We start from the raw sequence: 23,949 nt of genomic DNA on the forward strand, positions 1-23,949 counted from the left end.
TGTAGACGTCAAGTCGAATTTTACACTTTTTGCTCGTTTCCTTTTTACACTTTTGCTGAAAAAATGCTTTTCCGGTTTTTCATACGATGACTCTCCTCGTTTTCACCACCATGGATGACTTCCACACGATGAAGTAAGCGATCTAAAATAGCTGTTGTAATCCCTTGATCACCAATTAAATTACCCCATTCATCTGGACTTTTATTTGAAGTCAGGATGATCGAACTTCGTTCGTATAAATGATTAATCAAATGAAAGAACAAGTTTGCTTCTCTCTGATCCATGGCCATATACATTAAATCATCGATGATCACAAGATCGGCATTTCTCATTCTTTTGAGTTGAACTTTAGATTTATTCAAATATTCTTCTGATTTTAGTAGCTGCACAAGTTCACCCATTGTAGCGAAATAAACATTGAACCCTCTGTATACAGCTTCAAGTCCAAGCCCAATTGCGATGTATGTTTTTCCAATGCCGGGGGGACCTAGAAGAATTAAATTGTACTGTTGCTCTAGCCAGCTTAATTCTCGAAGTTGAGAAAGCTGACGAGCCGTCAGAACGTTTTGTCCTTTCAACTCAAACTCATCTAACGACTTCACGAAAGGGAAGCGTGCCCATTTCATTCTCTTTTCAAGGCTTTTCGCTTCACGTTTGGCTAATTCATATCGAGTGATAGACTCTAAAAATTCCAAGTAGGTCCATGATGCTTTTTCAGCTTCGCGAAGAAGCTGTGGCAGCTCCTCCGCAGTCTCTGATAAACGTAACTGACGGAATAGATCTTGTAGTTCATGTACAGTCTTATTCATCAGCTTCTACCTCCTAAAATGCTGGTATAGGCATTTAGAGAACGGGTAGAGGCTTTGATATGAGAATGTTTTGGTAGAATGGTATGCAAGGATTGTACCTCTTCATTTGGTCCGTCTCGCAATGTATCAAGGTGATGGGCAATATCACGAAAATCATTCGCATTGTATAATTTCTCTGTCAGGCACTTGGTCAAAACAGTATCAATTAACGCTGGATATCGTTGAATGATCTTATTGATAATCACAAATTGATCTCGACGATACCTTGGGTATCTTTGACTAATCTCATCTAAATAAGTAGTTGCCTGAATCTGATCTTCAAAGTAAGAGATGAGGTGTTGCTTAAACTCTTCAACCCCTTTGGAGCGATCACGGGTATGATGACGGTTTTGAATAAGTTTTCCTTTTTCTAAGCTAATCATATGCTCGGCAATGACATCACCTTTTGCTTCTCTGCGAATGACAAGGGTCTGATAATCTTCGTCCTTCACTTCAATCCACACAAGATTTTCACTCATTGTTTGATAAGTCCCTAATGGGACGGAATAACGGTTTGATTTGTATCGGATCGTATTGTCCTTGCTTACACTTCTTGTTATACTTTGGTTATTGGTACTTTCATATGAAAGTAATGAAGAGACTGGCTGTAAGTGTTGCTTTTCGAGGAGAAACACTTCTGCTGGTCTTTTTTTCGTTGTCTGGTGAACCTTATGGTTTCCAGTACGTACGAGCCATTGTCTTGCTCGTTCATTCCAGTCTTCTATGTCGCTAAACACACGACTGTCTGAGAAATTGCCTTTTACGTATTTCACTACATTTTCAATCATACCTTTAGATTCTGGGTCAGCTCTTCTGCACAGATAAACGTTAAATTTTCGTTCATTTACATAGCTTTGAAACTCAGTTGTTAAAAGCAGCTGTCCCGCATTTTCACTCACTGCGATCAAGTTATCCTGGTCATAGACGATTTCTTCTGTTCGTCCTCCATAGAACTGAAATGCATTTTCATGGCAGCGAATCGCATCTCTTGTGGTGAAAGGATGGGTCTGCCATTCCGTATATTTTTGTCTGGAGTGGGCCAATACAAAGGCAATAAAGTACAGTTTGATTTCTTTGTTGTCAGTCGTTTTCTGTCTTGTGATCCCCCAGTCGACCTGAAGTTGTTTACCCATCGGTTGTTCTGGAACAGCTTCGTATTGACGGACAGTAACCTCTTTCTCAATCTGATAGACTTCTCGAATATCTTTCACATACGCTCTCATCGTACTTTCACCGACCAGGAGGTCGGGATATCTCTCCAAAAGCCAATCATAAATTTGGGCACTACTCAAGTGAGGATACTCTTCCAGCCAGGCTAGTATCCAGTCTTTATAAAGATCTAGTTTTTTCTTCTTCCCCAAAGGCTGCTCCGTGTATGTTTTTGCTTCCTCAAATGTCATGCCTAAATACTTATAGACAGTCGGTCTTGAAATCTTCAGCTCCTTAGCGATTTGTGCTATTTTAAACTTTCTCTTATGTAATTCATGAATCTTTATGTATAACACTAACTTCTCCTCCAAAATCCTAACCTCCAGTAAAATAACGTCACGCTCTATTTTACTAAAGTAGTAGGTTGATTGAGCAAAAGTGTAAAATCCTATCGAGCAAAAACTGTCAACTTTATTCTAGCGTTTACAACTTTTAACCTGTACTGTCTTAATAAAACCTTAAGATAATAAAAAATAGCCCCTCCACCAGTTGGTAGAGGGGTTAAATATATTCAGGCATTCTTATTATTCTTTTCTCAAATGTAGTTTTCCTCACAGACTATCCCTAAATGGTTCTATCCATCAAACACAAACTCCACAAAATTTTAAATTCATCATTAATAACGAATTAAAGAATTTTCAATGGCAGCATTTAAAGAGTCTAGGCAGTTATTTATTACAAGAAAAATCCTTCTGGCTACGTTAATTCTAATTTTAAGTTTTAAGGAATTAAGTGTATAGAAAGATATAAAAAAGACCCTCGGCCGATTGGTGATTTGTAGAGGGTCAATATTTTATTATTATGGTTTGTAAACAAAAAAAAACCTATTGATCAAGAAGAATTAATAATTAAAAAAATGAAAAAACCATCTACTTTTGTCACAATTTAATTTATAGTTAAAACATACTATTTACTCTTCATTATAAGACATCACTACCTTCAACAATGCAAATGCTATAAAAAATTGTGTAATAGAAAGGTTGGATCGTTTGTTAAAAGCTAATCATGTGAAAGCTAAATATTTTGCCTTATTTATTTTTTCCACATTCCTATTAAGTGCATGTGGTGGTGACGTGAGTGATCGGAAAATTCAAAACTACTTTAAAGAGAAATATAATATTGATGTAAAAGTTATATCTAGGGAAGAATGGAATACAGGGAATATGGGGGATTTCACTCACAAAGTAAGACTCAAGGATAACAAAAACGTAACGTTTGACGTCAATGTGAGTGAAGATACGGTTACCGGCGATAATTACCCCATTGCTGCAAAGAATTACGAGGAGTACAAAAAATTTGAAAAGGTATTACCTACTGTTGAACAACTGGGCTTTGAATTAAAATACGGAGAAAATTTCATTTTTCATGAAGTGTATGGATCCGATCAAGTTAAGATATTTTTGGACTTATATACTTCTGAAAAGATCGATTATTTGACGTTTGAACAACAGCAGTTGGATAACTACTATCAACTGGTTGATGTAGTCCGTTCAAGTGGTGCAGATATTCACCTTCTTACTATAGAGGACAAAAGACAAGATCCAAATTTTATAAGTGTTCCTATGAAAGAATTACCAAAGGACTTAACTAAGGATGATTTATATTTAAAAATCAGACAAAGGAATTTAGATATGGTTAGTACGCTAGAAAATGAAGAAGCTACAAAGGTAACAAGTAAGTTAGAAACGAAACGATACGAATTCGCTGATCATTATTATCATAATTGGTTAATGTGCGGAGAAACAAATGCAGAAACTGAATGTAAATGGTATTTTGTTAATGTTGAATATGAACAGGATGGTTTGAATTTAACAAATGAGCATCTTGTAAGTGACATTACTTATATATATGAATTCTTATCTGAATATCTTAATAATAAACCATTTAAACTAAATGTTACTGAACCACGTGAGGATGTAGATAGCCCATCCATTCACATGGAATATGAAGAATGGGGAAAATACGAGGATATACAGCATCTTTTGGAAGTAAAACTAGAAAATTAAATCACTACTCTCAAAATAACAATTGGATCAATATAAATTCACCATATATAATAATTGACCCTACAAAAAACGGATTAATTTATTCGAACTTCACTCTTTAAAACCAATAATAATTCAATAAAATACTATTTGAGCCCGTCCGCTAATTGGTGGACGGGCTGTTTTAAATTATTTTCGTTAGAGACTAATTTAATTGCATAGACTTATCAATCTATATGAATAAATACGAATAGATCAAATAAAAGAATACACTGACTGATAGAGTGGCTATTCCATAAGAATATTTGTTCATACTACTTTCTTTAAAGAGTGTTGTTAGAACATAAGCAACTATAAGTTGAACACCAAGTAATACTATGGATGGGATAAGTAAATGCATCCATTCTTCTGTTAGTGTTAAATCACCAGGAAAGCTTGAGCTTGCATCTGATCGTCCAATTTCGATAATAAAATACATTAACTGTACTGATATCCATGTAGAGATACCACTGATAATTAGTTGAAACAATAATAGTATCGACATACGCCCTCGCTCTTAAGCAATATTGAATTTTTAATTCTAACGGTGTTTTTATTAATTTATCTCTAGCTACGTAGATCGCCATGATCTCTAAGGAACTATGTTCATTAGAGCATTTTTAAAAAAGTCCTTCTATCAAATTATGATAAGGGAACTTCCTCATGCTACCACAGTTTTTAAAAGAATTACTCGCCCTTCATTGCCCCACAGGTGCAAAAGCTTCCATGACTCGAATGTGATCTTCACCAGATTTAATTTTTGCATCAATCAGATTAACAAGTTATAACCAAGCGATCCCTAATTTTAAAAAGCCCTCTTTCTCAACAGTAAGAGAAATTGGACTTTTTTCTATGGATATTTTACCTTCGTATGTCTCATTAAGGAAGACCCTAATTATTTTCTTCTGATAGCTTTCGATATAATGATGCCCGGGAGACATGGGTAATATCACAAATCTGATTTACAGTCATATTTCCTTCCTTATATAGCTTTATTGCCTGATTCATTCCTTCGTGATTTTTATCATACTTCTTTGACCTGCCCTTAAATTTCCCCTCTTTCTTCGCAAGTTCAATCCCTTCACGCTGTCTTGTTCGTAAAAGATCCCGCTCTAATTGGTTAACTCCAGTCATGACCGTAACCAAATATTCGCTGTATGGATTATCTTCTGATAAATCCAGCCATGTATCATTTAGGGATTTTAAGATAGCCTTTTTCTCCTTAAATTTATTTATTATTTCAAATAGATCCTCAGTACTGTCGACCATATTAATAAGCTCTGTAACATAAATAATGTCACCGTCCCGAAGATCTGCCAGCATTTTTTGAAGCTGCTCTCGATCCTTTGCTGCTACGGAAGTTTTTTCTAAATAAATTAAATCAATGTCCAATTCATTCAGCTGCTGGAATTGACTTGAAGCATCCTGACTTATTGAACTTATACGTATATATCCAATCTTTCGCAAAATAGCACCTCTTTTTATTGAGACAAGTCTTTTGATACAAATATAATACTACCTTTTATATCATGTATCAATAGACTATATCTATTGATACATACTCCTGAATTATTTTTATATTTTTACATATTAATACATATTTCGTTAATGAGATCAATAAAGTCTCAAATATTGTTTAGCTTATTTTTTTGATGTATAACAGTCTGGCCTTTGTCTTCCTAAATACAGTATATGGGATAAATAATAAACAAAAATAGTTTCTCACCAAGTTCAGTTTATTTTACTCATCATCTTTCCTCTCATGACAACTATCCCCTACTGATTTATCCCTTTGCGTAGTTAAAACGTGCATTGATAAAAATGTAGACTGCTATTGACAAATTTTTTCACAATTAGTATAAATGGTATAGACAGTTGAAAATGATTATCATTATTATTTGTTTTCATCTTAGACTATTTCAGTAAGGAGAAGATCAATTTGAAAAAGCTTGTAGTCCCTTTTGCTATCATTTCCATGCTGTTATTAGCTGCATGCGGAGGAAATGATGCCTCTGAAGGTGAAGAAAACCAGGTAAGCGGCAACAAAACTATTACCTATCAATCAGAAAGCGGACCGGTAGATGTGCCGGAAAACCCTGAAAGAATAATTGCACTGACAAACGCACCGAATGTTCTTGCGTTAGAAGGAAAAGTCGTTGGTGTCGATGAATGGACAAACACGAACCCTCTATTTGAACAGAGGCTTGAAGGGATCGAGGTTGTATCAGAAGAGAATCTCGAAAAAATTATTGAACTGGACCCGGATCTAATCATCGCTGGCACTCATATGAGTAATTTGGAACAGCTCAGTGAAATCGCACCAACTGTTGCTTTTACATGGGGGAAGCTGGATTATCTAACTCAGCAGCTTGAGATCGGTAAGCTTTTAAATAAAGAAGATGAAGCTAAGGAATGGATGGACGATTTTAAAGGTCGAGCAGGCGCGGCTGGAGATGAAATCCGTGAAAAGATTGGTGAGGACGCCACCGTTTCCGTGCTGGAAACCGGAGATAAGGAAATGTATGTGTTCGGGGATAATTATGCCCGCGGAACAGAAATTCTTTATCAGGAAATGAAGCTATCCATGCCTGAGAAAGTGGAAGAACTCGCTTTAGAAAGCGGTGTTTACACCCTTTCCTATGAACTCATTCCTGAATTTGCAGGAGATTATGTAGTTTTAAGTAAGAACGCTGATGTAGACAACTCGTTTATGGAGACTGACACGTGGAAGAACATCCCCGCTGTGCAGCAGGACCGGGTTATTGAAATTAACACGAAAGCATCTACCTACAGCGATCCGATAACACTTGAGCATCTTCTTGAGACGTTTGAAAAAGCATTTCTTGAAAGTGAATGAGATCATTTTAGTAAGAGGTGCATGATGTGAAATTAGTAAAAGTTATTTATATACTTCTAACAGGCAGTGCTCTGCTTTACCTTTACAGCAATGTCATGCCAAAGGATGGTTTGGTAAATGGCATTCTCTATTTTGTCATCGGCATCCCATTAGCATTGATCATCATGTCCCTTTTACTTCACTTGTTCGATAAACTTTTAAAAAAAACTGATTAAAACATACGATATAGAAAAGACCCGGGTAAGCAGTACAGCTCACTTCCCCCGGGTCTTCTTTATTTTTTCATCTAATAATAAACCAGTACACAGCAACGATCCCTAGATCACTTAGAGCATGACTAATAATTGCTGCAAGAATTGAGCCTGTTTTCTCTCTTAAGTAACCAAAAAAGAGGCCGGCAATAAAAACCGGTATGATGGCAGCAAGGCTTGCGATTCCGTAGAAAATCGGTATGACAGATAGCATATGATAGAGTGTATAAAAGAAAGCAGTAAAAAAAATCGTCCCCCCTGCCTTCATCTTGTCTCTTAGCCTATCAAACATAAATCCTCTCCAGTAGATCTCCTCTAAAATAGGATTAATCAAAAGCAGCACAACAACCAAAAGCCATTCTACTGTTCCTTCTATCCCCCATTCCAAAAGAAGCACCCGCAGCTTATTAAGATCCATAAGATACACATGAAGCCCATTTAATCCTCCAAAAATAAAGAGAAAAAACAACAGACCGCTCCCTGCTCCCAAAATTACGGCCTGACGTGTCGGCTTTATTTTGGGGAAAGCATACTTGAGAATCGGTATGAATAACAGCCAGCCGTAAAACAGAATAAATGTAATGACAACACTCGAAAACAGCTGCAGACCAATAAAAATCATTAAAGCAGGTCCTATTAAAAGACTTGCATTTTTCATTGAGGTGCCCTGCTTTTTTCAATTTCCTGCAAAAAATCATCCAGTGCCCTATTAAAAGCAGAGAAGGATCGGGATGGCAGCTGGTGAGTGCCTTTATCAATAAACATCACTTTTGTATTCGGTGCCTGCTTTTCAAAAGGGATACCGTAGCGATGCATCGGCTTTTCAAGGGAACCGTAAAGAAGCAGTACAGGCATCGTTAAGCGCTTTAGTGCAGGAGTGGAATCATATTCAAGCCCTGCTTTGCAATATTCATATACGCGTTTTGCATCTGCTTTCCTGGCGTAGTCATAAATGTCTTTTTCATCCTCTGAAAAATATTTATTCAGCTTTGCCTGAAGCTTTGCAGCTAATGGTATCATGCGGGCTTTTGCCATCAGCATTACAGACTTAATAAAAAATTTTGGGGTAATGGTCGTTAATTTTGGATAGCCTCCGGATAAAATTAAAGCAACTGTCCGGTCTGGATACAAAAGAGCAAACTCCTGTGCTACAAGCCCGCCGTGCGAATAGCCGCATACAGCTGCCTGATCAATCTCAAGCTGATCAAGCAGATTTTTTAAATCTTCAGCAAGAAGTCTGATTGTGACAGCTTCCGATCCCCTGGTGCTCTCACCGTGCCCCGCTAAGTCGTAACGAATGATTTTGTATTTTTTCGCGAGTGGCCCCTGATGCATAAAAATATTTTTCCCCATCACAAACGGATGGATAAAAACAATCGGCAGCCCCTCCCCTTTTACTTCATAGTAAAGTGCAAGATCTTTTCGAACTGAAGCATATGGCATCAGTGATTCACTCCTTTATTACTCCTGAACACGATTTAATTTCATATTTTTACTAAGTACCCTTTTTATGTTTGGAGTAAAACCGGTAAAAACGAGCTGCTTAAACCACCTGCTCATGCTGAAGGAAAATTATTCAAAGATTAATTTATAACAAAGCGGGTATAAAAAGATATCCAACGGTTCATTTAGTACCTGTCACTTAGCTTTCCCGAGTGCTTTTCTTTCAGGAAAGCCAGGTGGGAGGTGATTAGATGAAAAGAATTTATGGCATTAAAAACTTGATGGTTTATCTGGATTCCATAAATCATCCCTTATCTGAGGAAATGATTATTACGTTAATCAGTAAAAAAACACTGCCTCACAGAAGGCCTGTTAAAGATATGTATTTATTTGATACAGATCATATTGACTGGTGGGTACAAAAAGAAAAAACGAAAGAATAAACCATCCGGGCCCTGCTTATATGCAGGGCTTTTGGATTTGTACGCTTCTTTGTTTAATTTTTTGCCATAAGGGAAATAGTTGTTTTTAGGAGGGTACATATGAAAAAATCAGTCATCATTGGATTAGTCATTTTCGCATTAATTTTAACTGCAGCTTTTGTAAGCGGTGTAAGCAAAGAGGAAGAAGACCCGGTCGAACACAAAGAAATGGTCGCCCTCGGTGACTCCTTAACCAGAGGCGTCGGCGACAGCGGAGAAGGATATGCAGACAATCTCCAAACTTTGTTAAGTGAGGACCAGCACCATACCGTAACTGTTTATAACTATGGTATTCCCGGTCAGCAGTCGGATGGTCTTTTAAATCAGTTGAACACAGACTCTGAACTCATTGAGAAGATTAGCGAGGCAGAATACGTAATGATTTTCATCGGCACGAATGACTTAATCCAGAGCAACGGCGGGGATTTGGAACCGATTCAGGAGGATTTAATCGCTAAGGGTAAACAGGATTATTCGAATAATATAAAAGAGATTTTAGGCATTATCCGAAAAAATAACTCAGAGGCTCCTGTTCTTATGCTTGGTTTGTTTAATCCATATCCAGATTCAAAAGAAGTGAATGATGTGGTAACGGATTGGAATGAAACAACCTGGAATCTTATTAAAGAGGATGAAGGCGTTAAGTTAATTTCGACCAACGGACTTTTTGAGGAAAAATCAGAAGAATATTTTGATGATGCTCTTCATCCAAATGATAAAGGCTATAACCTGATCACAGAAGAAATCGTAAAAGAATATGATTTTTAAAAGCTCAATCTACTCAGATTGAGCTTTTTTCATGACCATCCAGGAGGTTGTAAGACCTACAATACAAATCACAATCCCTGAATAAAGAAAGCTTTCAAAACCGATGGTCCTATATCCTACCAGAACAACTATTCCATCGATAATAAAAATAACCGCTCCTACATTCACTTTTATGATGCCTGACACCATTTGAGCGAGTAGATCGGTTCCTCCGGTGCTTGTCTCGTAAATGAGCATTAAACCGATTCCAAAGCCGATCAGCACACCGCCAATAACTGCGCTGACTGGCAAAGGCACAGAAATCATATGTCTCACAGGCGCCAGCAAGTCGATAAAAATTGAGGATACTAAAAGCCCGTGAAGGCTATTATAAAAGAATGCACGCTGCTTAAACCAGGCATAAAAAAATAACGGACTGCTTAAGAGGATCATCCCGAGGCCCGTTTTAATATTCCAGTAATAGTGCAGAAATAAAGCCAGCCCGATCATGCCGCCGTCCAGTAAATGAAAAGGCACTAAAAAACCATTGATTCCAAGGGCCAGACTAAAGCTTCCGACAACGATTGCCATCATTTTTTTACGCACATTAGTCCCCTTTATTTTTTTCCTACTATATGATGAACCTCCATGCATATGCACAGATAAACAATGTCTCCTTAAAAATAGGAGGTTAAAATATAAAGTAATATTATTATTTCAAAGCATCTTGTTATATTTTTTAAAGTGGTAAACTAAATATAAAAATACTATAGTGAAACGAGTTGTTTTTATGGGATCAATTCTTCTTAAAAATGCAGTCATTTATCCAATTACCTCCCCTATGATTGAATTTGGTGATGTGTTAGTAACAGATGGCATCATTTCGGAGGTAAAGGAATCAATAAACCCGCCAAAACATTGCACGATTTACGACTGTTCCGGCCAATATCTAATTCCGGGCCTGATTGATGTTCATACCCATCTTGGTCTTTATGATGAAGGGACTGGCTGGGCCGGAAATGATGCAAATGAATCAATTGAACCACTGACCCCTCATATACGGGCAATCGACGGGATTTATCCACTGGATGAAGGATTTCGAAATGCGACGGCGCATGGCATTACGACAGTGAATGTTCTTCCCGGAAGCGCTAATGTTATTGGCGGTGTAAGTGCAGTTATAAAAACACATGGAAAAACGATTCCTTCAATGGTTGTAAAAGAATCCTCAGGCCTTAAAATTGCACTTGGGGAGAATCCAAAAAGAATGCATTCAAACGGAAATAATGACTCCATTACCCGCATGGGAATTATGGGAATGCTTAGAGAAGCATTCTACCAGGCGAAGCATCATGGTAAGACAGATGACTTTAGGCATGCGCCGATCCAAAAGGCTCTTAAGCGGGAAATCCCTGTCCGAATTCATGCTCACCGGGCAGATGATATCGTTTCTGCCATTCGTTTTGCTGAAGAATTTAATTTGGATTTAAGAATTGAACACTGCACAGAAGGTCATTTAATCATTGATGAACTGAAGCGTTCAAACAGTAAGGTGTGTATCGGTCCAACCTTCACCCGAAAATCGAAGGTAGAGCTTAAAAATAAGTCATGGAAAACGTACCATAAGCTTGCTGATGAAGGAATTGATATTTCCATTACGACAGACCATCCCTACACGCCGATTCAATATTTAAATGTGTGTGCCGCTATCGCAGTGAGAGAAGGTTTATCCGTTGAAAAATCACTTGAAGCTATTACGATGGGCCCGGCAAGAAATCTGGGAATTGCCGATAAGGTTGGCAGTATCGAGCCTGGAAAAGAAGCGGATCTCGTGCTTTGGACACACCATCCATTTCACTTTATGGCAAAGCCTGCCTTTACCATGATTAAAGGGGAAATGGTCTTTATTGGCTCGTAAAAAAATTTACACAATTTACACAAAAAAAGACGAAAAAGACTATTTTCAAATCCTTTATTTTTTTGTATGATTTAAGTGCAAATATGTAGAACAAACTACTATTAGTTTTAATACAATGATGCCATGGGACTGTTTAGAGAGTCTTTAATGGAGGGAAGGCAAATGGTGCGCCACCAGTTTTTTGACTGGTTCTAGTGGGTTCGATTCCCACCCCGAAATTTTTTATGAACGTTATGAAAAATTTCGAGGGTGAGTATCGCAGTTCCTACTAGGATACTGCCCTTTTATGGAGGGGTAAACCATGATCAAAAAACGGGATATTCATGAAAGCCACGGGCTTTTTGAATTGATGGCGCATCCGGAGGTCTTCCCTTTTGTGCGTCAGAAAGCTCACTCTGCTGAAGAGCTGTTGTTTTTGACAAAACAAACGTTGGAAGCTGAGGAGCGGGGAGAATTAATCTCAAGAACGATTATCGATGAATGGGGCGCAGCGATTGGCACCATCAATCTATTTGATATTGAAAATGGCGCGGGATTTCTCGGCACATGGCTTGGAAAACCCTATCACGGCAAAGGGTACAATCAGCCTGCGAAGGAAGCCTTTTTTGAAGAGATATTTTATGAGCTCGGAATCGACACAGTCTATATGAGAATCCGAAAAGCAAACCCACGCTCTCAGAAAGCTGCAGAAAAATTACCTTATGCAGTACTTGCCAACGAAACAAAAAAACATATTTATGATCAGTTAAATGCTGAAGGAGATATTTATAATTTATACGAAATTACAAAAGACCTTTATACGTTCCATAAGCTTCGCACCCAGGAAACAATTCAGGAGGAAGCACTGGAAGCATAAAAAGATCATGCGGTGTAAATTACCGCATGATCTCTTTTTTACAGCCGAATGAGTGACGTTTTGATTTCGGTTACTTCATTAAGTATTTCAAACGCTTTATTATTTAAGTTATCAAGCTCGATCGCCTGCACTAATACCTCTGCGACATCCGCACGGGTAATTTCCCCGTCGCGGTCCTGAAGACGCTGACTTGCACGTATTTTACCGGTCGGTTCATCATTTGTGAGAAGTCCCGGTCTTACAATTGTATAGGTAAGGCCGCTGTTTTTTAAATGAACATCTGCCCTGCGTTTTGCCTCATAATATACCTCCATTGATTCATCGAGATCAAGCTCGGAAGGGTTATCTGCACCTATTGCAGAAAGCATGATGAACTTTTCAACTCCATGCTCTTTTGCCAGATCAATTGATTTTATTGCTCCGTCCTCATCAATTAAAATTGTTTTCTCAGGGCCTGTATCTCCTCCGGCGCCGGCTGCGAATATGACGATGTCCACATCCAAAAAGGCATGGCTGAAATCTTCTTCAAGGTCACCGAGTACAGGCGTACCACCCATTATTTCGATTGTTTCTTTTTGTTCTTCTTTTCTTACCATTCCTTTAGCATAGTACCTGCTATCCTGAGCGAGTATATTAATAACCTTCTGTCCGGTTGTTCCGTTCGCTCCAATGACTAAGACGGTTTTTCTTTCTCTCAATTTTTTCATATGTATCATCCCTTCCTTTACTTCCTTATAAAGGTTTTACCCCTTCTTTCGCTGACTGAAACGAACTCAGCTACGCGAAAAAAGCATCCCTCAGCGCATGAAGGATGCTTCTCATTGTTATTTGCCCAGTAAGGCGATTTCATTTACCATCTGATCAATAGTGAAGGAAGGTGGAGCGTTTTCCATCTTCTCAACCATGGTCCATTGCTGATCACGGAGCTGTCTGACAGTTGTTATGAAGCTTTCCTCAGTCAGCTCAGACTCTTCAAGCTTTAGGGCAAAGCCCTGCTGAACAAATGAATTGGCGTTTAGAATTTGATCACCTCTGCTTGATTCCTTAGACAACGGAATTAAAAGCATAGGCTTTTTTAACGCTAAAAATTCAAAAATAGAATTTGATCCGGCTCTTGAGACGACAAGATCGGTCATTTCCAAAAGATGCGGCAGTTCTTCGGTAACAAACTCAAATTGAATATAGCCCTCTTTTTGAATCTCAGCCTTATTCCCTTTTCCGCATAAATGAATAATGGAGAAATGCTCAAGAAGCTGATCAAGTGAGTTTCGGACAACTGTATTAATCCCCTGGGCACCTAGGCTGCCTCCCATTACTAAAAGAACAGGCTTAGCTGGTTTTAATGAAGTAATTCGTTCCCCTTCAGCTCTGCTTCCTTTAAAAAGGTCCTCCCGGATAATAGAACCGGCACAAACCGACCGGTCAGATGGCATATGCTGCAGAGTTTCCTGGAAGGTTGTATAAATTCTTGTGGCAAAAGGCATTGCAAGCTTATTAGCAAGGCCTGGCGTTACATCTGATTCATGAATAGCAACCGGCACCTTCGCCATTTTAGCAGCCAGCAGAACCGGCACAGACACAAAACCGCCTTTAGAAAAGATGACATCAGGCTTTTCTTTTTTAATTATGCGAAAGGCCTGCATGACGCCGGCTAACACTCTAAAAGGATCTGTGAAATTTTTAACCGAGAAATATCTTCTTAGCTTCCCGCTTGAAATCCCGTGATAAGGTACATAGGAAAATTGTTTTGTAATCATCTCTTTTTCAATACCATCGTGAGAACCAATATAGCTGATGCTCCAGCCATTTTCGTGAAAACGCGGAATCAGGGCTACGTTTACTGACACATGCCCGGCTGATCCTCCGCCTGTAAATAATACTCGCTTTGTCATTGTCTTACTCCAATCATCAATTGTTTACTTGACCATTATACACATTATTTACTTTTTATACGTTAATTTTCTAGAAATTCCTGCGGTTTCATTCTTATGACTTATTAGACTGAATAATTTTTTTTGCTACATTTAACCCGCTAAGCGTGACCATTGGTGAACCGCCGCCGGGGTGTGTGGTGCCCCCGGCATAATATAAGCCTTTAATATCTTTGTTTGAATTTCTCGGCCTTAAAAATGCATCACTTATTTTATGAGAGGAAACTCCGTATAATGCCCCTTTGTACGCGTGAAAGAGATGAGCGATGGAATCCGGCGTATAAACTTTTTCCTCTTCAAGCTCCTGTCTGACCGGTATTCCTTCTTTCTCAAGGCGATTATAAATCTTATTTTTATAGTCTTCAACCGTTTTTTTGTCACTAAGCTCAATAGCAGGAGCATTTACGAGGATAAATAGATTGCTTCCCTTTGAAATGGTTCTGTCAGTTTGAGCACTGTGGCATATATAAATCGTTGGATCAGAGGGCAATTCTTTTTTTACAAACAGTTCATCAAATTCTTTTTGATAATCCCCGGAAAAAAATACATGGTGATGATGAATATTTTCTTGAAAATTTTTTAATCCCGCAAGAATTACAAAGGCAGACACAGAAGGTTCAAAAGCCTCGAGACGATGGTCAGGATAGGACGGTCTATATTGTTTTTTGATTAATTTTTTGGTTGCCGTAATAAAATCTCCATTGACGATTACTTTATCGGCTTCTATTCTATTGCCATCCTTTAGCTCTACTGCCTTAACATGCTGCTTTTCAATTATTATCTCTGAAGCTTCAGTATCAAGCTTCAGCTCTCCCCCAAGCTTCAGAATTAGATTAGCAAAGGCCTGTGCAAGCATCGGGTTTCCGCCTTTAATCGTAAATACACCTTCAGCCATTTCAAGATAACCGATCATGGAAAAAGTAGCAGGCGTCACATAAGGTGATGAGCCAATATATGTGCCATAGCGGTTAAACACCTGCTGGATTTCGCTGTTTTTAAAAAATCGCTTGTGAAAATGGTCCATTTTTTCAAATGGCCGCACCTGTAAAAAAGCTTTTGATAAGGATGGTGATAAATAATCACCCCAGCTGCTAAACGTTCGATTAAAAAAGCCTTCTTCTGCTTTTTTATAGAGCCGCTGAACTTCTTTTAAATAGGCCCAATAATGCTTGGCTCCATGCGGGTCGAGCGTTTTTAGCTGTGAAATTACCTCATCAGGATAGATGGACTGGATGAATTCATTGCCTGAAGGAAATTGATTTTTTGTATGACGCTCTAAACGGATTAACTCAATATAATCATCGAGGGACTCGCCTACGTTTGAAAACACTTTTCTAAAAACGTTAGGCATTGTAATCGTATTTGGTCCAAAATCAAAAGAATAGTCACCGAGCTTAACCGGCATCATTTTTCCGCCTGCGTGGGAATTTTTTTCAACGATGGTTACGTTATAGCCTGCATGCTGAAGCTGAATACCACAAGCAAGACCTCCAAGACCTGCTCCAATAATAACAATTTTTTTCATTGATAGGTTCTTCCTTTCCAAACGTAGCCTTTCTTGCGAATCGACTGAACTACCGAGCTCCAGATCAATGCTGTTAATGCGATAGCTGAAAGCGGCATTAGCAAAAAGTGAATACGGCTTCCTTTTGTGGCAAAATCTATTATTGCAGCTTGAAGCCATACAAAAAGCAGTGGGAGCATAAGGAACCATTGCTGCATGATAAATCCTGTAATTGCAAGTACGAAAGGTCCAGCGTAAAAAAGAAGATAAAATAAACTGACGCCAATGGCAGCTGTGATGGACTTTCCGAGCCCGGTGTATATATTCTTTAAAAACCCCTCCCACACCTCTTTATTTGTTTCGTACATAAAGCAGGTTACAGAAGGGGTTACATTTGCTAAAGTAGCTTTAAATCCATGTTTTTTCAGCTTCCTCGTAATCGCAATGTCTTCAATCAGGGAGCTCTTGACTGATTCATGGCCTCCGATTTCTACGTAAGCTTCTTTTTCAAAAAACATAAATGCGCCATGTGCAGCAGTAAAGGCCTCCCATGTTGTCCGGTTAGCAGCAAGATTCGGCAGATGAAAGAAAATAAAGAAATGCTGAAGAGGAACAAGCAGCCTTCCTACAAATGGCCGGACCGGGAATTGAGGAAACCCGGTAACCAGACGGGAATTAAATTTCTCCATCACATGCATTGCCTGCTCGATGGCAGCAGGCTTAACACGCACGTCAGCGTCAAGAAACAAAAAGTAGTCTCCCGAGGCATAATGGCCGAGCTGGTGGCAGGCATGAACTTTACCGACCCACCCTTTTTTCAGCTCTTTTCCATTTTTAATAGAAAAGCGGTTGTCGTTTTTAGTTAACGTATGTAATAACGCGAGTGTCTTATCTGTAGAATGATCATCTAAAAGAATAAATTCAATTGAAGGATACGTGAGCTCCTTCAAACAGTTAATCAACCCTTTAACATTTCTTTCTTCATTTCGCAAGGGAACCAGGACAGAAACCTTCCCTGTTAAATGATGATTCCCTGAACTTAATCTCGGCATCGTCAGGATATTTACGAAGGTAAATAAAACAAATAAAGCTAATAGGATCGTAAAGTAAATCATGCTTTACTCCTTTTTTTAATCGGTTTTTTCATCCATTGCAGCCATTCACTAGCTGTTTTCGAGCCTTTTTTTATTGTTTTGTAATTTCCAAGCCGTTCATGGATAAGATCGTCTCTTATGCTATTGACAAGAGCTTCATGCTTTTCACGGAGAAGGTCAGTTTTTTCTCTTCTATTCAGATGCAAAAATTGACTTAAAGATAAGCTGTCCTGAATACGAAGAAAAAGCTCCGGTCTTTGATCATGTCTGAAGCTGTAATAGGATCCGACTAATATAATTTCTAGCTCTTCTTTTTTTTCCATGAGATAAGCAGGACCGTTAAAATAGGAAAACGGTCTTTTTTCAATATGTTCTTCCCTGCCTTGAGGGAAAATCCAGACACTTTTCTTTTCTGCTAAAAGATTATGGGCAAATGACAGTGCCTTGATTAAATCCTTTGGAGACGAGGGGTCTACAGGAAATGCTCCTATCTTTTCAAAAAAGGAGAATTCCTCCATCCCCTTTTTGCTCATCATAGCAAAGGCATCTTCCTGCATAATTGTTTTATTTAAATAAAAAATGAGCAGCCCGTCCCACCAGCTTGAGTGATTCATTAAATATAGCTTTGCCCCGGCTTGATGTTTATTGTCTCGTTGATCATCAAGATAAATACAGTAAAAATGCTTTTTAAACTGGTAATGAAGAAAGCTTGTAAGCAGTGCTTCTGTTCTTTTTGATTTTTTATTGAGATTCATTAATTAGAAATCTCCTTCCTGCCCACTGGAGTAGAAAGGTCACAGCAAGGGCTGAGCCCGTTACAAAAACTGCAGTAAAAAGACCTGCTACTAAGGAGGTGACCACAAACATCCCAATCATCATTCCATATAGCCATTTCATTCTCCTATTCCATAAGGAGCTGTACGAGGTATTTCGAAACGTAATCCATAAATAAAGCAAAAGCTGGATGCCAAATGATACAGAGAACCAGCCAATAAAATTCTGATTTGGTATGCCGTAATAAGGACCTGTATTTTCCCAAACCCAATATTCTTTAGCTACAAATGCAACAGGGTCAATGATGAGATCCATACAGACGGCAAGCATAGAGGTAATGAGTGCATACCCAATCCATCTTCCAAACGAAAAAGAATGGGTAAGCCAGGCTCTCGCAATCGCCATAGAAGTAAAAATCACCATTACCCAGGCAAAGCCGATCGTAAGCGGTACACCAAAAACCTGTACGCCAAAATCTTTTTCATAATGATACGCCCCAAAAACCCATCCGTACTTCACGCCAAGAGATTCCGCCCACATTGTAAAAGCCGTAATAATAGCTGAAAATAAAAGTCCTGCTCTTTTGCCGAGGATTTGCACTGCATAAATAATGGCGAGTGCTCCTGCTAAATAAAGAAAAACTGCATTTGCCCATTCTAAAAATGGAGGCAGGATATCAAATCCCACCAGAATAACGCCGATTGAATACCAAACGAGAAATAGCTTCCATACCCAATTCATTCCTTAACCCTCAATCCCTTCTCATGAACTGTAATTGCTTTTATGCTATAATTCTACTGTTTGAGTTAATGATAATTATGTAAGCAGAGAGCAGGGGTATTTTTGGAACAAACGTATACTAAAAAAGAAAAAGTAAAGCAATTATCGATCATTTTAGTTCCTATTCTCGTCACCCAGCTTGGATTGTTTGCGATGAATTTCTTTGACACGATAATGTCTGGTCAGTATTCAACTGAGGATCTAGCAGGAGTTGCGATTGGCTCCTCCCTATGGATGCCGGTTTTCACCGGACTTTCAGGAATCCTGATGTCGATTACTCCCATCGTAGCACAGCTGGTTGGTGCAAAAAAAGAAAAAGAGGTACCGCAATCGGTTATCCAGGGTATTTATGTGTCGATCATCATGGCGCTGATCGTCGTTATTGCCGGTTATTTTGCCCTGTCACCTATATTAAATGCCATGAATATTGATGCTGAGGTTAGACGAATAGCCTACCAGTATTTAATCGCCTTATCGTTTGGGATTCTCCCGTTATTTATCTATAACGTCCTGAGGTCATTTATTGACGCACTTGGCCTGACAAGAATCTCGATGTTCATTACACTTATGTCTCTTCCCTTAAATATTATCTTTAATTACGTCCTGATTTTCGGTAAACTGGGTCTGCCGGCATTAGGCGGCGTGGGAGCAGGTGTGGCCTCAGCTATCACTTACTGGCTTATAGCAGCCATATCCATTTTTATAATCCACCGTAATAGACCCTTTAAGTTATATCAGCTCTTTAGCAGAATTTACGGAGTTTCTTTTTCAAAATGGAAGGAAATATTAGTGATCGGTATTCCAATTGGCTTTTCAATCTTTTTTGAAACAAGTATTTTCTCTGCTGTCACCCTTTTCATGAGCAGTTATTCTACTGAAGTAGTAGCCGCTCATCAGGCAGCGATTAATTTCTCATCCTTTCTTTATATGATTCCTTTGAGTATCGCGATGGCGCTTACAATTGTAGTCGGTTTTGAGGTAGGCGCAGGGCGTATGAAGGATGCGAAGCTATATAGCTGGATGGGTGTAGGAGTTGCGGTGACTATTTCGGCTGTTCTGGGGCTGATCGTTCTCTTTTTTAGAGAGCCAGTTGCTTCCATCTATGTTAAAGACAAGCAAGTTATCGCTCTTACAGCCCAATTTCTTTTCTTTGCTGTGCTGTTCCAGCTTTCTGATGCTGTGCAGGCATCCGTCCAGGGTGTGCTCAGAGGTTATAAGGATGTAAACATTACCTTAATTATGACGATGATTTCCTATTGGGTTATCGGACTTCCGGGCGGCTATTTAATGGCTAATTATACGGACCTAGCTTATTTTGGCTATTGGTTAGGGTTGATTGCCGGACTCACTGCTGGAGCGGTTACGTTAACGGTGCGGCTTCTTATTTTACAAAAGAGGCGATCTTCACAGGTCTCGAAAGTTTAATTCGCTTTTAACCAAAATGAATTTGCAGTAAAACATAAAAGCTGTACAGACTGGGTCTGTACAGCTTTTATTAATCAATCAAACCGGTGCCAATAAGTTTAAAATCCACTTCTACTATTACCGGAAGCTCTGCATATTTATCCTTCCAGGTTTTCTCATCCCAATGTTGAGGATGAAAAGCCGCAACTTTCCTCCCTATCCCGAAGCCGTCTGATTTCGCCTCCTGCATTATGCCTACCAGCTCTTCTGCGTCCTTTTTTATTTCTTTTGTCCACCACTCTTCGACTTCCCTCATCGCTTTTTCATCAGGTACTAGCGGTGCATATTCAGTAACAACCGCTTTGATTTGAATCTTAATGGTGGTGGCAAGAGTGGCATTATTCTCTATTTTTATTTTTGCTTTCCCCATAGTCGTTTCAATCGTCATATAATTTCCAGTCTCAGGCTCTTCTTTTTCCTTATATTTCCTTGTTAAGCGTACAACATTTCCTAATTTGTTATTAATTAAATTAAATAAAGTTGCTTGTTCCTGAGATAAGACCGTACCGGTAAATTTCTTATCATTAAACAGAGCGATACCTGAAACCTCTCCCCTGTTCGTCTGTTCATCAAAGGCCAAGTAAGGCAGATACAAATCCTGACCGGGATCAAATAATAGAGTGCAGGCATATTGGAGACTCATTTTAGGCATTAAACTCACAAACTCCGCACTTCTAATTAAACCCGTAAAATACTCAGTTGTGTTTTTTTGAGTGGCCAAGGGCTTGTGTAATAAGTCTCCAGCTTTTCCTTCTACTACAGCAAGCCTTGCACTCAAGTTATTATGCGGATTACGGTAAAGAGCATCCAAATAAAAGTATATATCCTCCTTTGCCAAATCCTCTCCCATCATGATAAGCTGAAGCTTGCTGTAATCAATATTCTCAGCAGACTTTGAATTAGCAATATACCTTGCGTCTCTTATGGTTCGACCCACCTGATAGATGCTTGAGCCCTCTGTATGAAACTGGTCAAAGGGTGGTACGTAAATATTAATTGCTACCTCGTCTCCTTCCTTGTCCATCCCCATGGTATACACCAGATATGCATCCTTTAAAAGACGTTCATCCCAGCAGCCGGTTAGCAGAAGTGACGAACAGATTACTAAAAGCAGGCTTTTTATCTTCATGCACTCTGCTCCTTTCGATTCTTTTTCTTAAACAGCGAAATCAAAAGAATAACAAAAGGAATTGCGATGCTGAATAAGATTGATATCTTCATTAACAGATCTGTCCATTCCGCAACCTCAGTTTCGGTTTCAGGAAAGAACGAAATTCCATATACAATGATAATAATCAAGTACACCATTTTCGTATGCTTTTCTTGATTAAAGACACGCCCGAGTGTATTCGCGCCAAGAAATAAATAGCTTGTAAACGACGAACAGGCAATCATCATCCAGATGGTGAGAAAAATTAAATCGATCCTCTGAACCACTGTAAATTCAAGGGCCTTCATTATATAAAGCACGGGGTAAGGAACGATAATCATTTCGTCTACATAAAAAAATATTTGGGTAGTGACAATAACAAAAATGTAGAATACAGTTACAAACAAGGTTCCAAAGGAAGCTATTTTAAGATTTTTTGCTTTATCACGTTTTACATAGGAGCCAAAAAATAAAAAAGCTTCAAAGCCAATTAATGCAAAAATGGCAGGCTGAACCCCTTTAATGATTGAATCTGTGCCGGTTCCTCCAATCGGAAATAAGTAGAGATACTGCGGATTCGACAGATAAACCCAGAATAACGAAAATACGAGCACCGGTATTAAAAAGGAAATCAGCATCTTAAACCGGGCAAGGATAACGACTGATTCACGTGCCAGATAAACAGCAGGGATAATGTATAAAAGAAGAACAACCCATTTTGGGGTCTCTTCAAAAATCCAGCTTGTAATAACCTGCTCAAATCCATTTAATGAAATGACCATTACATACATAAAATAGGCGAGATAAAGAACTGCAATGGTCCTCCCGATGAATTTCCCCAGACATTTTTCAATCATGTCAAAATAGGTGTTTTCAGGATATTTCATTAGAAGAAAGAAATAAGTCAATAACACCAGCTGAATAAGTAGCCCGGCGAGCAGCATCGATATCCATGCATCATGCTTTGCGACCTTAGAGATATCGGTTGGCATAGCCAGGATCGCGATCCCGATTTGTGTCTGAACGATAATAAAAAAAAGCTGCCAGCCAGTTATTTCATTTTTCGCGTTCATTTTTCCACCACCTGCTGTCGCCCTGCCTTTTTTTATCGATTGGTGAAGCACCTGGAGGACGCTTATTTTGAAGCCATGACGGCATTCTGATAAACATGTCCTTTAAACTGGATATATGAAAGGGTGCCAGAGGTGTTAAGTAAGGCGACCTTAGAGATTCCAGCTTCACTAAATGAATCGTCAGAAGCATCAGACCAATAGCAATTCCATAAAAACCAAAACCTGACGCTAAAAGCATGAAAGGAAAACGAAGAATTCGAACGGTTGTATTCATTTCCACTGAAGGCACGACGAATGAAGAAATAGCTGTTAAGGCAACGACGATAATCATTAAGTTAGAAATTAATCCTGCATTTACAACCGCATCCCCAATTACGAGACCGCCTACAATCCCGATTGTCTGCCCAATCGGGTTAGGAAGTCTTATCCCTGCTTCCCTGATTAACTCAATGGTCAGTTCAAGCAATAAAGCTTCAACAATCGGGCGATACGGAACCCCTTCAACAGCCCGTCTTGCCGGAAGGGCCAGATCATCAGGCAGAATTTCAAAATGAAAGCCGATGACGGCTATATAAAGAGCTGGTAGAAAAACCGCAATGACAAAGCTTAATATACGGAGAAGCCGGTAAAAGGTTCCCACCAGGAATCGCCCATTGTAGTCATCAGGTGATTGATAGAAAGCAAAAAAGTTTACAGGACCAATTAATGCAGTAGGTGATCCCTCCATCATTAAAGCAATGCGTCCTTCAGCTAAATTAGCTGCAACCCGGTCCGGCCTTTCAGTATTCAAAAATTGCGGAAAAGGCGACCAGCTGTTATCTTCGATAAATTCCTCAATGTATCCGATACTGAAAGCCATATCACTGTCAATTGCCTGAACCCGCATGATGTACTCTTCGACAACCATTTGGTTTGCGATATTATCAAGATAAATTAAGACACAGGTTGAATTCGTTTCTTTTCCAATTGTTAAATAGCGAACAACGAGATTCTTTGATCGCATCTTTGACCTGATTTGATTAATATTGGTTAAAACACTTTCATTAAACCCCGCATGGGATCCTCGAACGACCTGTTCATTTTTTGGTTCTTCAATGGCTCTGAATCGGTTTAACGGACATATTAAGGAAAATCCGGTCCAACCGTTATCATTTAATATCCATAGAACGGCTTCACCTTTAACAATCCGCAGTCCGATGTCATTAATTGAACTGTCAGCTTTGATTATCTGGAAATCCGAGGTGGTAGCCACTTCTCCCACCTCCCACATGGACCGTTGAAACCATTCCAAAAGCTCTTCCAGCCTTTCGCGGTCAACAAGTGTTTCTATGTACATACAAAAGGCTTCGCCCTCGTCAACTGATATATCACGTTTAATAAAGTCCTGCGTATTTCCAAGAAAAAAAGATACTTCTTTAAACAGCTCAGGAATTGACACCATTTCAATTATCTTCTTATCCTGGTTAATCCTTTTATCTTTATCCATGGTGTATCACCCCCTGAACATACTTTCTATAGTATGTGGAGTAATCATCCATTTCATT

The 23,949-nt window shown here is 39.0% G+C and carries 24 protein-coding genes; 8 read left to right on the forward strand and 16 right to left on the reverse strand.

What is annotated here, in order from left to right; genetic code table 11:
• Window positions 1–44: 44 nt before the first annotated feature.
• Together istB and istA are read right to left on the reverse strand one after the other, a co-directional pair.
• Window positions 45–809, reverse strand: a complete 765-nt coding sequence (gene istB, locus C4B60_RS03610; protein ID WP_104055485.1) for an IS21-like element IS643 family helper ATPase IstB — start codon at window positions 807–809, stop codon at window positions 45–47.
• Window positions 809–2,353 (reverse strand): IS21 family transposase, encoded by a 1,545-nt coding sequence (gene istA, locus C4B60_RS03615; protein ID WP_104056617.1) that lies wholly within the window; start codon window positions 2,351–2,353, stop codon window positions 809–811. The genes istB and istA overlap by 1 nt, the downstream gene beginning before the upstream one ends.
• A gap of 684 nt (window positions 2,354–3,037) precedes the next feature.
• Between istA and C4B60_RS03620 the strand changes: the two genes are divergently transcribed.
• Window positions 3,038–4,063, forward strand: a complete 1,026-nt coding sequence (locus C4B60_RS03620) for a hypothetical protein (RefSeq protein WP_135122094.1) — start codon at window positions 3,038–3,040, stop codon at window positions 4,061–4,063.
• Window positions 4,064–4,464: 401 nt separating this feature from the next.
• On the opposite strand, the gene C4B60_RS21240 is transcribed toward C4B60_RS03620, so the two are convergent.
• Window positions 4,465–4,668: a hypothetical protein gene (locus C4B60_RS21240; protein ID WP_135122095.1), complete on the reverse strand. Its 204-nt coding sequence runs from the start codon at window positions 4,666–4,668 to the stop codon at window positions 4,465–4,467.
• A 304-nt stretch (window positions 4,669–4,972) separates the two neighbouring features.
• Complete coding sequence (locus C4B60_RS03630) at window positions 4,973–5,548, reverse strand: recombinase family protein (RefSeq protein WP_104056662.1); 576 nt, start codon at window positions 5,546–5,548, stop codon at window positions 4,973–4,975.
• 472 nt (window positions 5,549–6,020) lie between these two features.
• Between C4B60_RS03630 and C4B60_RS03635 the strand changes: the two genes are divergently transcribed.
• Both C4B60_RS03635 and C4B60_RS03640 read left to right on the forward strand, forming a co-directional pair.
• On the forward strand, window positions 6,021–6,938 hold the full coding sequence (locus C4B60_RS03635) for an iron-hydroxamate ABC transporter substrate-binding protein (protein WP_245153862.1): 918 nt from the start codon (window positions 6,021–6,023) through the stop codon (window positions 6,936–6,938).
• A gap of 26 nt (window positions 6,939–6,964) precedes the next feature.
• Window positions 6,965–7,153 carry a hypothetical protein gene (locus tag C4B60_RS03640; RefSeq protein ID WP_104056663.1) on the forward strand — a complete coding sequence of 63 codons (189 nt, stop codon included), beginning with the start codon at window positions 6,965–6,967 and terminating at the stop codon, window positions 7,151–7,153.
• Window positions 7,154–7,220: 67 nt separating this feature from the next.
• Here the strand turns inward: C4B60_RS03640 and C4B60_RS03645 are convergent, their stop codons facing one another.
• Together C4B60_RS03645 and C4B60_RS03650 are read right to left on the reverse strand one after the other, a co-directional pair.
• Window positions 7,221–7,847, reverse strand: a complete 627-nt coding sequence (locus C4B60_RS03645) for a CPBP family intramembrane glutamic endopeptidase (protein WP_104056664.1) — start codon at window positions 7,845–7,847, stop codon at window positions 7,221–7,223.
• Window positions 7,844–8,632, reverse strand: coding sequence for an alpha/beta fold hydrolase (locus C4B60_RS03650; RefSeq protein WP_104056665.1), 789 nt, complete (start codon window positions 8,630–8,632; stop codon window positions 7,844–7,846). The genes C4B60_RS03645 and C4B60_RS03650 overlap by 4 nt, the downstream gene beginning before the upstream one ends.
• 251 nt (window positions 8,633–8,883) lie before the next feature.
• On the opposite strand from C4B60_RS03650, the gene C4B60_RS03655 reads away from it, so the two are divergent.
• Window positions 8,884–9,075, forward strand: coding sequence for a hypothetical protein (locus C4B60_RS03655; protein WP_104056666.1), 192 nt, complete (start codon window positions 8,884–8,886; stop codon window positions 9,073–9,075).
• A 99-nt stretch (window positions 9,076–9,174) separates the two neighbouring features.
• Entirely contained in the window at window positions 9,175–9,882 is a 708-nt protein-coding gene (locus tag C4B60_RS03660; protein ID WP_104056667.1) for a DUF459 domain-containing protein, read from the forward strand.
• A gap of 9 nt (window positions 9,883–9,891) precedes the next feature.
• On the opposite strand, the gene C4B60_RS03665 is transcribed toward C4B60_RS03660, so the two are convergent.
• Window positions 9,892–10,467, reverse strand: a complete 576-nt coding sequence (locus C4B60_RS03665; RefSeq protein ID WP_104056668.1) for a YitT family protein — start codon at window positions 10,465–10,467, stop codon at window positions 9,892–9,894.
• A 184-nt stretch (window positions 10,468–10,651) separates the two neighbouring features.
• On the opposite strand from C4B60_RS03665, the gene C4B60_RS03670 reads away from it, so the two are divergent.
• Together C4B60_RS03670 and C4B60_RS03675 are read left to right on the forward strand one after the other, a co-directional pair.
• Window positions 10,652–11,779, forward strand: coding sequence for an amidohydrolase (locus tag C4B60_RS03670; protein WP_104056669.1), 1,128 nt, complete (start codon window positions 10,652–10,654; stop codon window positions 11,777–11,779).
• Between the two features lie 301 nt (window positions 11,780–12,080).
• Window positions 12,081–12,635, forward strand: a complete 555-nt coding sequence (locus C4B60_RS03675) for a GNAT family N-acetyltransferase (protein WP_104056670.1) — start codon at window positions 12,081–12,083, stop codon at window positions 12,633–12,635.
• A gap of 38 nt (window positions 12,636–12,673) precedes the next feature.
• Here the strand turns inward: C4B60_RS03675 and C4B60_RS03680 are convergent, their stop codons facing one another.
• From C4B60_RS03680 to C4B60_RS03705, 6 genes are all read right to left on the reverse strand, one after another.
• Window positions 12,674–13,342 (reverse strand): SDR family oxidoreductase, encoded by a 669-nt coding sequence (locus C4B60_RS03680; RefSeq protein WP_104056671.1) that lies wholly within the window; start codon window positions 13,340–13,342, stop codon window positions 12,674–12,676.
• Between the two features lie 117 nt (window positions 13,343–13,459).
• Window positions 13,460–14,527 (reverse strand): undecaprenyldiphospho-muramoylpentapeptide beta-N-acetylglucosaminyltransferase, encoded by a 1,068-nt coding sequence (locus C4B60_RS03685; RefSeq protein WP_104056672.1) that lies wholly within the window; start codon window positions 14,525–14,527, stop codon window positions 13,460–13,462.
• A gap of 94 nt (window positions 14,528–14,621) precedes the next feature.
• Window positions 14,622–16,091, reverse strand: coding sequence for a phytoene desaturase family protein (locus C4B60_RS03690; protein ID WP_245153863.1), 1,470 nt, complete (start codon window positions 16,089–16,091; stop codon window positions 14,622–14,624).
• On the reverse strand, window positions 16,088–17,185 hold the full coding sequence (locus C4B60_RS03695) for a glycosyltransferase family 2 protein (RefSeq protein ID WP_104056673.1): 1,098 nt from the start codon (window positions 17,183–17,185) through the stop codon (window positions 16,088–16,090). The genes C4B60_RS03690 and C4B60_RS03695 overlap by 4 nt, the downstream gene beginning before the upstream one ends.
• On the reverse strand, window positions 17,182–17,919 hold the full coding sequence (locus tag C4B60_RS03700; RefSeq protein ID WP_104056674.1) for a lysophospholipid acyltransferase family protein: 738 nt from the start codon (window positions 17,917–17,919) through the stop codon (window positions 17,182–17,184). Before C4B60_RS03700 ends, C4B60_RS03695 begins: the two co-directional genes overlap by 4 nt.
• Entirely contained in the window at window positions 17,906–18,679 is a 774-nt protein-coding gene (locus tag C4B60_RS03705; RefSeq protein WP_245153864.1) for a carotenoid biosynthesis protein, read from the reverse strand. Before C4B60_RS03705 ends, C4B60_RS03700 begins: the two co-directional genes overlap by 14 nt.
• Window positions 18,680–18,781: 102 nt before the next feature.
• Between C4B60_RS03705 and C4B60_RS03710 the strand changes: the two genes are divergently transcribed.
• The gene (locus C4B60_RS03710; protein WP_104056675.1) at window positions 18,782–20,143 is read left to right on the forward strand and encodes an MATE family efflux transporter; all 1,362 of its coding nucleotides are present in this window, start codon (window positions 18,782–18,784) and stop codon (window positions 20,141–20,143) included.
• Between the two features lie 70 nt (window positions 20,144–20,213).
• Here C4B60_RS03710 and C4B60_RS03715 read toward each other — a convergent pair whose 3' ends face one another.
• The 3 genes from C4B60_RS03715 to C4B60_RS03725 are packed head-to-tail and all read right to left on the reverse strand — an operon-like array spanning window position 20,214 to window position 23,891.
• Entirely contained in the window at window positions 20,214–21,311 is a 1,098-nt protein-coding gene (locus tag C4B60_RS03715; RefSeq protein ID WP_104056676.1) for a Ger(x)C family spore germination protein, read from the reverse strand.
• Window positions 21,308–22,405, reverse strand: a complete 1,098-nt coding sequence (locus C4B60_RS03720; RefSeq protein WP_104056677.1) for a GerAB/ArcD/ProY family transporter — start codon at window positions 22,403–22,405, stop codon at window positions 21,308–21,310. Before C4B60_RS03720 ends, C4B60_RS03715 begins: the two co-directional genes overlap by 4 nt.
• Complete coding sequence (locus tag C4B60_RS03725) at window positions 22,389–23,891, reverse strand: spore germination protein (RefSeq protein WP_104056678.1); 1,503 nt, start codon at window positions 23,889–23,891, stop codon at window positions 22,389–22,391. Before C4B60_RS03725 ends, C4B60_RS03720 begins: the two co-directional genes overlap by 17 nt.
• Window positions 23,892–23,949: the final 58 nt, after the last annotated feature.

Source organism: Jeotgalibacillus proteolyticus (assembly GCF_002926065.1).
In the GTDB taxonomy this organism is placed as follows: Bacteria; Bacillota; Bacilli; order Bacillales; family Jeotgalibacillaceae; genus Jeotgalibacillus; species Jeotgalibacillus proteolyticus.

What these genes read in the sequence shown, in the direction of transcription:
- C4B60_RS03670 (WP_104056669.1), top strand. Translation starts at nt 10,652, where the DNA reads ATGGGATCAATTCTTCTTAAAAATGCAGTCATTTATCCAATTACCTCC.
- istB (WP_104055485.1), bottom strand. Translation starts at nt 809, where the DNA reads ATGAATAAGACTGTACATGAACTACAAGATCTATTCCGTCAGTTACGT.
- C4B60_RS03655 (WP_104056666.1), top strand. Translation starts at nt 8,884, where the DNA reads ATGAAAAGAATTTATGGCATTAAAAACTTGATGGTTTATCTGGATTCC.
- C4B60_RS03695 (WP_104056673.1), bottom strand. Translation starts at nt 17,185, where the DNA reads ATGATTTACTTTACGATCCTATTAGCTTTATTTGTTTTATTTACCTTC.
- C4B60_RS03715 (WP_104056676.1), bottom strand. Translation starts at nt 21,311, where the DNA reads ATGAAGATAAAAAGCCTGCTTTTAGTAATCTGTTCGTCACTTCTGCTA.
- C4B60_RS03645 (WP_104056664.1), bottom strand. Translation starts at nt 7,847, where the DNA reads ATGAAAAATGCAAGTCTTTTAATAGGACCTGCTTTAATGATTTTTATT.
- C4B60_RS03720 (WP_104056677.1), bottom strand. Translation starts at nt 22,405, where the DNA reads ATGAACGCGAAAAATGAAATAACTGGCTGGCAGCTTTTTTTTATTATC.
- C4B60_RS03675 (WP_104056670.1), top strand. Translation starts at nt 12,081, where the DNA reads ATGATCAAAAAACGGGATATTCATGAAAGCCACGGGCTTTTTGAATTG.
- C4B60_RS03650 (WP_104056665.1), bottom strand. Translation starts at nt 8,632, where the DNA reads ATGCCATATGCTTCAGTTCGAAAAGATCTTGCACTTTACTATGAAGTA.
- C4B60_RS03700 (WP_104056674.1), bottom strand. Translation starts at nt 17,919, where the DNA reads ATGAATCTCAATAAAAAATCAAAAAGAACAGAAGCACTGCTTACAAGC.
- C4B60_RS03680 (WP_104056671.1), bottom strand. Translation starts at nt 13,342, where the DNA reads ATGAAAAAATTGAGAGAAAGAAAAACCGTCTTAGTCATTGGAGCGAAC.
- C4B60_RS03660 (WP_104056667.1), top strand. Translation starts at nt 9,175, where the DNA reads ATGAAAAAATCAGTCATCATTGGATTAGTCATTTTCGCATTAATTTTA.
- C4B60_RS03690 (WP_245153863.1), bottom strand. Translation starts at nt 16,091, where the DNA reads ATGAAAAAAATTGTTATTATTGGAGCAGGTCTTGGAGGTCTTGCTTGT.
- C4B60_RS03705 (WP_245153864.1), bottom strand. Translation starts at nt 18,679, where the DNA reads ATGAATTGGGTATGGAAGCTATTTCTCGTTTGGTATTCAATCGGCGTT.
- C4B60_RS21240 (WP_135122095.1), bottom strand. Translation starts at nt 4,668, where the DNA reads ATGGCGATCTACGTAGCTAGAGATAAATTAATAAAAACACCGTTAGAA.
- C4B60_RS03725 (WP_104056678.1), bottom strand. Translation starts at nt 23,891, where the DNA reads ATGGATAAAGATAAAAGGATTAACCAGGATAAGAAGATAATTGAAATG.
- C4B60_RS03685 (WP_104056672.1), bottom strand. Translation starts at nt 14,527, where the DNA reads ATGACAAAGCGAGTATTATTTACAGGCGGAGGATCAGCCGGGCATGTG.